Raw genomic sequence first — 12,797 nt, 5'->3', positions numbered from 1 at the left:
CGGAGCGCGAACGCATCGTTCGCTCAGCGATCCCGAAGCGCCTCGCCGGTCAATTCGGCGAGATGGCGCAGCCGGGAAGTGCCGGCGTCGCCCAGCAGTTCGCGCATGCGTTCGCCGGCGTCGGCCTGGTCCAGCGTCCGGCGCTCGGCCAGCGTGGCGGCCAGGGCACGGCCGAAGCTGTCGAAGATCAGTGCATAGGCAAAAGCGTGCAAGACACCGCCGCCAAGGGTGCCGAGGCCGGGAAAGGCTTTCAGTGCATTGCCCGCCACGGCGAGTACCACGGAGGTGCCGGTGCGCAAGGTCATGCGAACCTGGCGCAGGAGGTTGTCGATCTCCACATCGGTGACACGCACGTCGTAGAGCGTCGCCAGCGCGCGCACCATGCCCGTGGCAAGCGCGCCCTGGATCACCAGGTCGCTGCCCGGCGCGACCGCCGCCATGGCGCCGACGATCGCACGCCGCGCGTAACGGCGCACGATGCGCTCCGCTTCCACGCTCCGGTAAGCGTGCTCGCGTTCGCCGGTGCGTTGATGCAGCCCGGCGAGCACGGCGTTCTCGCGCTGCGCTTCCAACCCGGCGGCGCCCGGCGCCAGCAGGCGGTGCAGCGCTTCCAGCAGGGCCCGCACGTTGGCGGCCCGGCGGCGCGTGACATCTTCCGTGCTTCCGTCGGGCAGCTGGCGCGTGAAGCGCTCCTCGCCCCCGGCGCTGATCGCGAGCACGGCGTCGGGTACGCCACCTGCCTGTTCGCGCACGCGCGAGAGGATTCGCTCGAGTTCGTCGGGGGACCACTGGTCCGCCTTGTTCACCGCCAGCAGCAAGGGTTTCCCGAAATCGCCGAGCCAGCGCAGCTCTTCGCCCTGCGTGCGGGTGAGGTCGCCCGCGCATACATAGATCACCGCGTGGGCGCGCAACGCTTCCTCGCGTGCCAGGCGCTCGCGCGATTCGCCGTCGGCTTCGGACGAGCCGGGTACGTCGGCGATGGTCCAGGAGCCGCCCCATGCCGGGGTCTCATAGGTAACGACGTCGCGCGTGGTCCCGCCACGCGCATCCCGATCGGGCGCCGCTCCCGGCACGAGGGCGGCGATGAGGGTGGACTTGCCGGTGGAAATCTCGCCGAACACGGCGATATACGTGCGTTCGCTGTCGCGGCGACGGTCGAGTTCGCCGAGTTCTTTGCGAAGTTCCTCAACGTCGGTATCGACTTCGCGCAGTCGCTCGATGCGCGCCTCGAGCGACGCGCGGTCCGGTGCGACGACGGGTGCGCGCGGCTTGCGCGGGCGCAACCACCAGGTGCCGAGGCTGATGCCTGCCAGCGCGACGAGCAGCAGGACACCGCCCACGAGCCAGCGCATGCCGGCCGGTAACCCCATGAAGCGCTGGGCCAGAGCCAGTGCGCGGTCCAGCGCGGCCAGCAGCAGCCAGACCAGGGCGAGCAGACCAACCGCCGCCAGGAGGAGACGAAGCCGAGAGGACATGCCCGCATTCTAGACGCACCGCGTCGGCGGATACCTACAAGCCACATCGGATTCCACCGTTTTGCCGCCGATGCCTGCGTGCCATGATCGGGAACGCACCAGGAATCCGCGTATGCATTACACGCTCATCCCGAGATGGATCCTCGCGACCGTGATCGGCTCGATCATGGCGCATCCCGCACCCGCCGCCACGATGCCGCCGGTTCCTACGCCGCAGTTCCGTAGTTACGGCCTGCTCGAAGGCCTGCCCAGCAGCAAGGTCCAGGCCGTGGCCCAGGACAGCCAGGGTTTCATCTGGGTCGGGACCTCGGTGGGGCTTTCCCGTTTCGACGGCGTCCAGTTCATCAGCCCGGGCGGCGGGTCCGACCGCGCGAATCCCTTTCCCGCGGGCGGCGTCTCCGCCTTGCTGGTGGATACCGTCGACCGGGTATGGATCGGGGGTGCGGATTTTGGCCTGGGTCGCTACGACCCCGCCACCAACACCTTCGTCCAGTGGCGCGACGGCCTCGTGGACGACGACGTGCGTGCGCTCGCACAGGCGCGCGACGGGTCGATCTGGGTGGGCACCGGTGGCGGCCTCATGCACATGCAGACCGACGGCAGCGACATGCGCGATCTTCCGCCGGGGCCCGATGGTCCTTCGACGTCGTCCATCCGGGCTCTGCACGCTTCCGACGACGGCCGCGTGTGGATCGGTACCGATGCCGGTGTCGACGTCGTCGATGCTGCGGGCAACCTCTCACGAGTGCCTTTCGAGGATGGAAGCCATCCTCGTGTGCTCAGGATCGATGGGCATGCCGCGGAACTGCGCTTCGCTACCGAGCGTGGCCTCTACCGTCTCGCACCCGACGGTCTCCTGCATCGTGATCGCCGGTTGGCCGGATCGCCTGTATACGCCTCGTTGGCAGACAGCCACGGCACCCTGTGGGTTGCCGGATCCGATGGGCTCGCCATGCTTGACCGCTACGGCCGCCTGCACCACGTACGCGGCGCCTGGACCGCCCAGGGCGGGCTGCCCGGGCGCACCGTGCGCGGCATGCTGGAGGATCGCGAACACGGCCTCTGGTTCGCGTTGAGCGACGGGGGGCTCGGCTACCTTGGCCCGGCCTGGGAGGACTTCACGCGCTTCGCCCATGTGGCCACGGACCCTTTCAGCTTTCCCGGCCGCACCGTCACGGCGGTGGCCGCGCAGGGCAGCACGAAGCTGTGGGTGGGCGGCATGCATGGCTGGATACGTGGCTTCGATCCCGCCACCGGACGAACATCGGACGGGTTCGACATCGAGACGATCCGCGTGCAGTCCCTGCTGGAGATACCACGCGGACTGCTGATCGGCACGGTCAAGGGCCTGGCGGTCGGTCGCGATGGGCATACATGGGCACTGTTCCGGGGCGTCATCGACCACCCGGTGACGATGCTGGCGCCAGGCCGCGACGGCACGGTATACGTGGCGGCTTTGGGGAAGGGGCTGTTCGCCGTGGACGCGAACCTGAGCCACGCCAAGGCGATCCCTTTCGCCGCCTCGCGGCGCGGCATGGCCGACACGCGTCAGATCGAAGTGGTCGGCGACGAATTATGGCAGGCGAGTCTGGCCGGCCTTGCCCGATTGGACCCCGCATCGGGCGAGATGCGCTTCATCGCGGGTGTCGCACCCGGTCGTATCAACGCCTTCGAGCCGGACGAGGACGGTTTCTGGATCGTCCGCCCGGATGGCCTGGAGCACTACCGCTGGGATGGACGCATCGCACAGCGCGACCGCTGCGTGAAGGGCGTGCATGGTTTTCCTTCGGCGGATATCCTCAACGTGCGCCGCGACGTGGCAGGGCGCCTCTGGCTTTACGGCGAAACCGGCGTGTGGCGGTTCGATCCGGGTACGGACAAATTCAGGCCATTTGGAGTCGCCGACGGCCTGGCCAGCGGCGAGTTCACGAATGCGACCACGGTGCTGCTTGACGACGGCACGATGTACGGCGCGACGCTCGGCGGCCTCGTGGGTTTCCGCCCCGACCGGCAGCGCGACCATACCCGTAAGCCGTCGATCGTGGTGCTTGGCGCCACGGTGTCGCGAGGCGGTGCCCGTGTGTCGCTGCCTATCGAAGCGGATAGCCTGCGCCTCGGGTGGAACGATCGCGAGTTGATCGTGCGCGCGCGGGCACTCTCCTACGTCAACCCCGACCGCAACCATCTCGTTTTCTCACTCGAACATGACGGCGAAACCACGAAGCTGCGCACGGGCAAGGACGGGCAGCGCAACTTCGCACCGCTCGCGGCTGGCGACTATCGGCTTTCGATCACCGGGTCGGGGCGCGACGACGTCAGCGGCACGTTGACGCATCCACTTACCATCGTGGTCGACGCGCCACCCTGGTGGCGCTGGTGGGCGTGGTTCACCTACGCGTTGCTCGCCGCCGCCCTGGCTACCGCTGTCGTCGTGAACACGCGCCGCCGCGTGCGCCAGGCCATGCGCCTGAAACTCGCGGAACAGCAGAGGCGCCTCGCCGAGGAAGCCAATGCCGCGAAAACGGACTTCATGGCCACCCTTGGCCACGAGATCCGTACGCCGATGACGGGCGTGCTGGGCATGGCCGAGCTGATGGCAAGCACGTCGCTGGACGACACCCAGCGCGCCTACGTGGAGGCAGTGCGACGTTCAGGCACGACGTTGCTGCGACTCGTGAACGACGCGCTCGACCTCACGCGTATCGAGGCACGCCGGCTCGTACTCGAATCCGAGTGCGTTTCGCTTCGCACCGTGGCCGGCGAAGTCATCGCCCTGGGCGCGGGTGGCGCGAAGGAAAAGGGCCTGAGTTTGTCGTCGTCCTTCGACGCCGATGTGCCTGTGTGCGTGGTGGGCGACTCGATCCGTCTTGGTCAGATCCTCCAGAACCTCGTGAACAACGCGGTGAAATTCACCGAATGCGGCGGCGTCTCGCTGCACGTGGGCTGCGACGGCGCATCGCTGGTGATGACTGTGACGGACACCGGACCGGGCATGTCCCGGGAGCTCTGCGCCCGCGTGTTCTCCCGTTTCGAACAAGGCGGTTCGCCGCAGCGTTCGCAGGGCTCCGGTCTCGGCCTCGCGATCTGCCATGAACTTTGCGGGTTGATGGGTGGAAGCATCCGCGTACGCAGCGAACCGGGCCGGGGCGCGGCCTTCATCGTGCGTCTTCCCTTGCCGCCGTGCCGCTGCGGCGAAAGCGGCACACGCGTGCCGTTGCTCGCGTCTGCCACTGCCGGCAAGCGGTTGCTCCTCGTGGAAGACGACACGGTGGTCAGCGACGTGATCGCCGGCCTGCTGCGCGAACGCGGCCACACGGTGACGGCGGTGGGCGACGGTCTTGCCGCGATGATGGAACTCTCGCGCGGCACGTTCGATGCCATGCTGCTGGACCTCGACCTGCCGGTAGTGGACGGCTTCCAGGTGGCACGCATGGTTCGCCGGATGGACGTCATGGGCGATATCCCGATCGTCGCCGTGACGGCACGCTCCGCAGGCGACGAGGTCGCGGCGATCAGGGAGGCGGGCATGGATGCGCTGCTACGCAAGCCGATGACGGGCGATGACCTGGATGCGGTGTTGGAGAATGTGTGTGCGATGGTAGAGGGCTGAACATCGCCTCTCCCACCCGCGGTTTCATCCGGTCCGGCGGGCAGTGCGTTTCAGGCACCTCAAGCGGGAGGAATAGGCTCAAACAGTGCATCGAGGTCACTGGCTGAAAATCCGGGTGTTCCGGTGGCGGCGTCCAACAGGATGCTATTGGCCAAAGCTGCTTTCTTCTCCTGCAAGGCAACGATTTTTTCTTCGATGCTTCCCGCCGCGATCAGCTTGTAAACGAATACTGGCTTGTCCTGGCCAAGCCGATGCGCGCGATCCGTCGCCTGGTTTTCTGCGGCGGGGTTCCACCACGGATCGTAATGGATGACGGTATCGGCCGCGGTCAGGTTCAGGCCGACGCCTCCGGCCTTCAGGCTGATGAGGAACAGAGGCACTTCTCCCTGCTGGAAGCGTCGCACCGGTGTCGCGCGGTCGACGGTTCCGCCTGTGAGAGTGGCATATCGAATGCCGGCCTTGTCGAGCGCTTCCGAGATCAGTGAGAGCATGCCGGTGAACTGCGAGAACACGAGCACGCGGCGGCCTTCGTCGATCAATTCAGGCAACATGGCAAGGAGCAGGTCGAGCTTGGCCGAGGTCCTGATACGCCTGGTTTTCTCCAGTTTGACCAGCCGGGGGTCGCAGCAGACCTGCCGCAGCTTGAGCAGTGCTTCCAGCACGATGATGTGGCTGCGCGAGAGCCCCTGAGCGGCAATGGCGGCCCGAACCTTTTCCTGCATGGCCATACGCACGGTCTCGTACAGGTCGCGTTGCGCGCCTTCGAGCTCTACGGTGCGCACGATGAGCGTCTTCGGTGGCAGTTCGGTCGCCACTTCGTCCTTGCGCCGGCGCAGCATGAACGGCCGAATGCGGCGTGCAAGAAGGTTGCGCCGCACGGTGTCCCCTCCTTTTTCGATCGGCGTGCGCCATCGCTTTGTAAAATCCTTCTGGGTGCCCAGGAACCCCGGCAACAGGAAGTCGAACTGGGACCATAGCTCGCCGAGGTGATTCTCCAGTGGCGTTCCGGTAAGGCACAGGCGATGGGCCGCGCGCAGTTCGCGGATGGCTATCGCGGCCTTGGTGGTCGCGTTCTTTACATAGTGGGCCTCGTCGAGGATGAGCAGGTGATAGTCGTGCCTCTCGAAGGTGGCATGGTCGCGCCAGAGCAACGCGTAGGTCGTCAGGATGAGATCGTGTTCGCTAATCCGGTCGAAGCGATCCCGCCGCTCCGGGCCGTTCAGGTTGAGGACTTTCAGGGAGGGCGTGAAGCGCTCCGCTTCCTGGCACCAGTTGTGGACCAGCGTGGTGGGCACGACGATCAGGGCCGGCTGCTGGAGGCGACCTGCTTCCTTCTCCGCCAGCACGTGAGCCAGTGTTTGCACGGTCTTGCCCAAACCCATGTCGTCGGCGAGTACTCCCGACAAGTTGTGCTCGCGCAGGAATTGCATCCAGTTCAGTCCCTGCTTCTGGTAAGGACGCAGTTCGGCTTGCAACTGGCGCGGTACGCACGCGTCAGACAGGCCGGGGCCTGCCAGAAGGCTTTGCGCGAGTTCGCGGACCGAGGCGTCGCCGTGGAACTGCCAGCGACCCGTGCTGCTCAGTGCTTCAAGGCGAACGGCGTCCAGTCTGGAAATGCGTAGAGAGCCTTCTCCACCACTATCGAACAGATCGACCAGTATGCGAACTACCGGCTTGAGCCGATCCGACCGCAATCGTAGACGCTCGCCTTGATCGGTCTTGAGCTCGATGGCTTCGTCATCCGCAATGAGCTCCATCTGCCCGCCTGTCCAGCGCCGGTCGCGCCGGAACAGATCCATCAGCAGTGGCTCAAGGCGCACTGCGCGGCCATTTACCGTGATGCCCATCTCCAGGTCGAACCAACCGTCGTTCGCACGTTGTGCGATCCCATCGATGGAATCGATGTCAAGCACATTGAAGCGAAATTCCGTCGACATGACGACGCGCCACCCGCGGTCACGCAATGTGGGAAGCGCTTCACTCATGAAAACGTTCCACGCCTCGGATTCGGGTAATCCAAACATTCCATGGGGAAACGGTGGTGATCCACGACCTGAGGGAGTCGTCTTTAGCCCCGCCTTGCTCAATTCGCGCATTCTCGCCTTCTCGGCACCGGGGCGCCGCCGGATGTGAACCCCCTCCCCGCCGGGCAGGAGAAACAATGACTGGGTGCTTTCCACGTCGATGATCACGCCGTCGTAATCGAAGCAGACGACGGCGAAATCGATTTCCTGTGACCGCCGGTCATAGGTGAGTCCGATTCGATCATCGGGGCTGAAAGCAAACCATGGGCGGGTATCGAGCGACAGCACGGGGACCGGTTCCGTATCGACGATGCGTGTCTCGGACGTATCGTGCGCGGGCGGCAGGGGCATACCCGGTGCGCTTTCCCGTATGACTGCCGCCACGAGCGGAGCCTCTGCCAGCGAAATCGGTGGCATGGACATATAGTCCCGCAGTGCGTCCAGCGGCACCGTCATGAGCACGACGCCCGCTTCGCCAGTCTGCGCGTCCACATACCACGGCGGTTCTGTCGCGATGACCATGCTGGCACCGGGCTCGGTCCGAATGACCGGCCGCACGTGTTCACCATCTTCCGATTGCCACGCTACGTGTCCCGATCGGTCGGCGCCCGGCGCAATGGCCGATCCGAGCGCACGCAGGTCGACCTGCATGGATATGCCAGGCTGGGCTGTTTGCTCGACAAAGAAGCGGCCAGTCGCCACCAGTCTGGACAGGATGGCGGCGCCATTGGGGCCGCGCAGGGGAAAGCCCTCGAAATCCTGCCGGGAACGCTCCCACGATAAATCGCGCAGCAATGCCAGGTCGTCGGAAGTGATGAACTTTGGCGTTTTCTCGCGGGCGGCCTCCACGTTGTTCCAACTTACGGCGCGCGCGCCGTATGAGCCATCCCTGTTCAAGTCTGCCTTATAGATCAGGATCTCGTGACATTGCTGATAGTCCACCGATAACAGGACGTAAGCGAGCCCGTGCTTTGGTTTCGTCGCCGGCGCGTTCGGGTGGGCTGCCATTGCCGCGCGCCGCTCACGAAACGCCTCGATCCAGGCGTTGAGGTCGGGCCGAACGCCAGTGATGGCGCGGGGAGGAGTCGCCGATGGCTTTTCCAACGCAGCGAGGAGCAGTGCCGCGGCATGTTTACAGTCGTGGCCGACGGGGCACGTGCATGCGCTCTCGATCCATAGACCATCGATCGAATCGTAGAAGCGCACTTCCATCTCATAGGGATAGTACGCGGTGCCCTTCACCCTGCCGGTAAGCGTGGTGCCCCGCCAGCACACATCCCGCACGGCAGAGATGTACCCGTGCCCCTTGGCGACGGTATGGGCGCCAAGCCAGCGTGTAATCTGTGCGCTGTCATACGATATGGGGGGCATCGTTGCAGGTCTGTTTAACCGAATCGCCTGAAGTAAGCCAACGCCCCTGCGATCAGCAGCGACGTAGGCAACAGGTTGGCCAGCAACGGCGGCATTCCATACACCGTGCCGAAATTCACCATCGCTCCCTGCAGGAAGTACCAGCCGATGGCGAGGATGATGCCGATGAAGAGGCGTTTGCCGAGACCGCCGGAGCGCAGCGAGCCGAAGGCGAAGGGCATGGCGCAAAGCACCAGCACCAGCGTGTTCACCGCGAACAGCGCACGGCCCCAGAAGGCGACCGCGTAGGCGCCGGGATTCTGTCCGTTGGCCTCGAGGTAGCGCATGTTGCGGCGCAGGTCGCTCATCGACAGGTATTCGGGGTGGATCACGGACTGCTCGAGCACGTGCGGGTTGAGCTTCGAAGCCCAGGTCTGGGTGTCTTCGTGCGTGGCATGTGTGCCTGTCGCATCGAGCGACGTGGTGCGTACGTTGGTCATCACCCAGTGGTTGCCGTCATGGACCGCGCTGTCGCCGTGCGAGAACGTCTTTACCTGGCCGTCCTGCGTGAAGTCGTAGACGCGCACATCCACCAGCTTCACCGTGGCGCGGTCGCCGTCCTGCGTGGCGATGGCCGACTTGGCGTTGATGATCTTGCCGCCGTCGCGGGCCCACAAGCCGCTGCTGGTGGAACCAAGGTTGCTCGAGCGCATGCGCACCTGGATGGCCTGCGCGTGCTGGTCGCCATACGGCGCCACCGTTTCGCCCATGACGACCACGGCGAGGGTGAGCACGGCTACCACGCCTGCCGCGGACAGGGCGATGCGCAGCTTGGACATGCCGGCGGCTCGCAGCGCGGTGAGTTCGCCGGTGGCGGCCAGGCCTCCCAGGCCCAGCAGGCCACCGATGAGTGCCGCATTGCTGAACATCTGGTACAGGCGCCGCGGCACCGTGAGCATGATGTAGGCAATGGCGTCGTACAGCGTGAAGCCGTTCTTGCCAATGTTGCCGAGCTGGCGAACGAATTGGGTGAGGGCGTCGAAGCCGGTGAGCACCAGCCACACGAGGAGCAGGGTGCCCAGGACGCTGAAGGCGATCAGCCGATCGGCGCGCTTGACGGTCAGCGTGGCCATCAACGGACCCCCTTCACGCGCCGGGCCGTGTTCTGCCGCCAGAAGTACCACGCCGCCACGCCGAACACGATGATGTGCAGCAGCCACACGGGTACCGACGTATGCAAGTTGCCCTTGAGGATCTGCGCACGCGCGATCAGCTGCCACACGACGTAGAGGAAGTAGGCCAGCACGGCAATGAGAAGGCGTCCGTAGCGCGCATCGCGAGGCGCCTGCCGGGACATCGGCAGCACCATCATCATCAGCACCAGCGTGCTCACGGGAGCCGCGAAGCGGGACACGAGTTCACCGAGGCTTTCCTTCGTGCCGGCCTTGAACAGGTCGCTGGTGGACGACTCGTGGGCGGTGTCGGTATCGGTGTCGTCGTCCGAGATGTTGGACAGCGAGATGTCGTTGCGCTCGTACTTCATGCGCCGCCAGTTGTCGGCAGCCAGCGGAATTTCGAACTGCCAGCCGTCGAAGAGGGCCAGGAACCGGTTTTGCCCGTCGCTTTCCTGGTACATCCGGCCGTTCTTCGCGTTCACGACGCGAACCTGGGGCTTGCCGTCGCTATCGGTGCGGTCGGTGGCGAGGAAGGTCTTGCCCAGCACGGTGCCGTCGCGGCTCAAGGTGTCCACGAAAATGATGCCGCCCTTGCCGGGCAGTTCGGTGAAGCGTCCGGCGTCGAGGCCGGCGGCGATCACGGACTTGTTGGCGACGGCGATCACCTGGTCGGCGGTGCGCGACGAGAGGGGCCCCAGCCACAGGGAAACCAGGCCGACCACGATGGTGGCCGTCGCGGCAAGCAGGGTGACCGGCCGCAGCATGCCGCGGGGGCCCATGCCTGAGGAAGCCAGCACGTGCATCTCGCTCTCGCGGTACATGCGTCCCAAGGCGATCAGGGTGCCCAGGAAGGCCGACATGGGCAGGAGGGTCGAGAGCAGGTCCACCATTTGCAGGCCCAGCACCTCGAACATCACGCTCGGCTGGATACTGCCGTTGGCGACTTTCTGCAGGACGGTCGCGAACGCGCCGCCGGCGAAGATCACCAGCAGCACGATGGCCGTCGCGAGAACCCCGTAGGCCAGCTCGCGCAGGAAATAACGGTCGAGAATGCTGAGCATTTGATAGAATTGGCGGTTCGTGCCGCGTCAGTCCCTGCCGGCAAACCACAAGTCTAGCCTGTCCGGGCCCCGGCGGGCTTTCGCAGGACAGTTAGCTATGACGGTTCAGTTCAGCCTTGGTTCCAACGCTCCCGAAACGACCGCCACCCCCGTGGCCGTGGTCGGCGTCTACGAGAACGGTGTCCTGACCAGCGCCGCGGCGCGGATCGATACCGCGGCCGATGGCGCCATCAAGCGCCTGGTCGAAGCGGGTGACGTGACAGGGAAGGTCGGGAACGTCGTCACCCTGCTGCAGCCGGCTGGCGTGGCAGCGGCCCGTGTGCTGATCGTGGGCCTGGGCGCCCAGAAGACCTTCGACGCCGCACGCTACCAGCGCGTCACGACCGAGGCCGCCCGCGCCATGGGCCGCCTCCCGGTCGCTGAGGCAGTCAGCTGGTTGCCCGAGGTCGACGTGCCGGGCCGCGATGCCGCCTGGCGCCTGCGCGTCGCTGCCCTGGCCACCGACCACGTTTCCTATCGCTACACCGCCACGGTGAAGCCGCGCGACAAGGCCCAGCCCGAATTGGCTTCGGTCACCCTGGTCGGTCCTGCCGAGGGCGAGGCCGGCCTCGACGAGGCGCGCGCCATTGCCGAGGGCGTCCGCTATGCACGCGAACTGGGCAACCTGCCGCCGAACATCTGCAACCCCGATTACATCGCCGACCAGGCCCGCGCCTTCGCCGATACCCATGAAGGCGTCACCTTCGAGGCGCTCGATCGCGCAGACATGGAGCGCGAGGGCTTCGGTTCACTGCTCGCCGTGGCCCGCGGCTCGGCGAACGCCCCGCGCCTCGTCATCCTGCAGTGGAACGGTGGCAAAGAGGGCGAGCGTCCCTATGCCTTCGTCGGTAAGGGCATCACCTTCGACACCGGCGGCGTCAGCCTCAAGCCCGGCCCGGGCATGGAGGAGATGAAGTTCGACATGTGCGGCGCGGCTGGTGTGCTCGGCGCCTTCGTGGCCGCCGTCAAGCTCCGCCTGCCGGTGAACCTCGTCTGCGTGGTGCCGGCTGTCGAGAACATGCCGGACGGCGCGGCCTATCGTCCCGGAGACGTCCTCACCAGCCTCTCGGGTATCACCATCGAGGTGCTCAACACCGACGCCGAGGGCCGCCTGATCCTCTGCGATGCGCTCACCTACACGGGCAAGCGCTTCGATCCGCACACCATCATCGACGCCGCGACGCTCACCGGCGCCTGTGTCGTCGCGTTGGGCAAGCACGCGAGCGGCCTGATGACCAAGGACGAGGCGCTATCCGCCGAATTGCTCGCCGCCGGCGAATCGACCCTCGACCGCGCCTGGCGCCTGCCGCTGTGGGACGAATACCAGAGCCAGCTCGATTCCGGCTTCGCCGACATCGCCAACATCGGCGGCAAGTACGCCGGCGCCATCACGGCGGGCTGCTTCCTCGCCCGCTTCACGGAGGGCCGTCGTTGGGCGCACCTCGACATCGCTGGCACCGCCTGGGAAGAGGGCCGCAAGGGTCTCGCCACAGGACGCCCGGTGCCGCTGCTGACCCAGTGGCTGCTCGACCGCGTCGCCTCGGCCGGCTGATCCCGTACCGATGCCGCGCGCCGATTTCTACCTGATCGACAAGCCGCGCTTCCGCGAGGATCCGCTACTGCTGGTGTGCGAACTAGCCAGGCGCGCGGTTGGCGCGCAGCAGCCCACGCTGATCCTCACGCGCGATTTCGAACAGGCCGAGGCGGTGGAGGCCAGGCTCTGGGACTTCGACGAAGATGCTTATATTCCTCATCAGATGGCCGGCGATGACGACGATGCGATCAGCGCCGTCCTTGTCGTGCCGCCGGGCGTCGACACGGACGACCGCCCCCTGGTGATCAACCTGCGCGATACATGCGCACCCGGCCAGTTCGAGCGCGTGCTTGAGGTGGTTGCCGCGGACCCTGCGGAGCGCGAAGGTTCACGCGCCCGCTGGGCGCAGTACAAGCAGGCCGGCTTCGAGGTTAACAAGCACGACATGTAGGAGCGCGCCCTGCGCGCGACATCTTTTCGCGTCTGTCCCCAGAACTGGCGCGAAAAGATGTCGCGCGCAGGGCGCGCT

At 66.0% G+C, this 12,797-nt stretch carries 7 protein-coding genes; 3 read left to right on the top strand and 4 right to left on the bottom strand.

Features of this window, described 5'->3' with window-relative positions; genetic code table 11:
- Nucleotides 1–23: 23 nt before the first annotated feature.
- A complete protein-coding gene (locus VGM71_RS15280; RefSeq protein ID WP_331546681.1) occupies nucleotides 24–1,475 on the bottom strand; it encodes a GTPase in 1,452 nt (483 codons plus the stop codon).
- Between the two features lie 112 nt (nucleotides 1,476–1,587).
- On the opposite strand from VGM71_RS15280, the gene VGM71_RS15275 reads away from it, so the two are divergent.
- Nucleotides 1,588–5,085 carry a hybrid sensor histidine kinase/response regulator gene (locus VGM71_RS15275; protein ID WP_331546679.1) on the top strand — a complete coding sequence of 1,166 codons (3,498 nt, stop codon included), beginning with the start codon at nucleotides 1,588–1,590 and terminating at the stop codon, nucleotides 5,083–5,085.
- A 59-nt stretch (nucleotides 5,086–5,144) separates the two neighbouring features.
- Here the strand turns inward: VGM71_RS15275 and VGM71_RS15270 are convergent, their stop codons facing one another.
- From VGM71_RS15270 to lptF, 3 genes are all read right to left on the bottom strand, one after another.
- On the bottom strand, nucleotides 5,145–8,351 hold the full coding sequence (locus tag VGM71_RS15270) for a DEAD/DEAH box helicase (RefSeq protein ID WP_331546677.1): 3,207 nt from the start codon (nucleotides 8,349–8,351) through the stop codon (nucleotides 5,145–5,147).
- 143 nt (nucleotides 8,352–8,494) lie between these two features.
- On the bottom strand, nucleotides 8,495–9,592 hold the full coding sequence (gene lptG / locus VGM71_RS15265; protein ID WP_331546676.1) for an LPS export ABC transporter permease LptG: 1,098 nt from the start codon (nucleotides 9,590–9,592) through the stop codon (nucleotides 8,495–8,497).
- Complete coding sequence (gene lptF, locus VGM71_RS15260) at nucleotides 9,592–10,695, bottom strand: LPS export ABC transporter permease LptF (RefSeq protein WP_331546675.1); 1,104 nt, start codon at nucleotides 10,693–10,695, stop codon at nucleotides 9,592–9,594. The genes lptG and lptF overlap by 1 nt, the downstream gene beginning before the upstream one ends.
- Before the next feature lie 97 nt (nucleotides 10,696–10,792).
- On the opposite strand from lptF, the gene VGM71_RS15255 reads away from it, so the two are divergent.
- Together VGM71_RS15255 and VGM71_RS15250 are read left to right on the top strand one after the other, a co-directional pair.
- A complete protein-coding gene (locus VGM71_RS15255; protein WP_331546673.1) occupies nucleotides 10,793–12,286 on the top strand; it encodes a leucyl aminopeptidase in 1,494 nt (497 codons plus the stop codon).
- Between the two features lie 10 nt (nucleotides 12,287–12,296).
- The gene (locus VGM71_RS15250; RefSeq protein WP_331546671.1) at nucleotides 12,297–12,719 is read left to right on the top strand and encodes a DNA polymerase III subunit chi; all 423 of its coding nucleotides are present in this window, start codon (nucleotides 12,297–12,299) and stop codon (nucleotides 12,717–12,719) included.
- Nucleotides 12,720–12,797: the final 78 nt, after the last annotated feature.

This window comes from Luteibacter sp. (assembly GCF_036499525.1).
Taxonomy (GTDB): domain Bacteria; phylum Pseudomonadota; class Gammaproteobacteria; order Xanthomonadales; family Rhodanobacteraceae; genus Luteibacter.
Note: the sequence above shows the minus strand (reverse complement) of the source record. Positions and strands in the feature narration are given on the sequence as shown.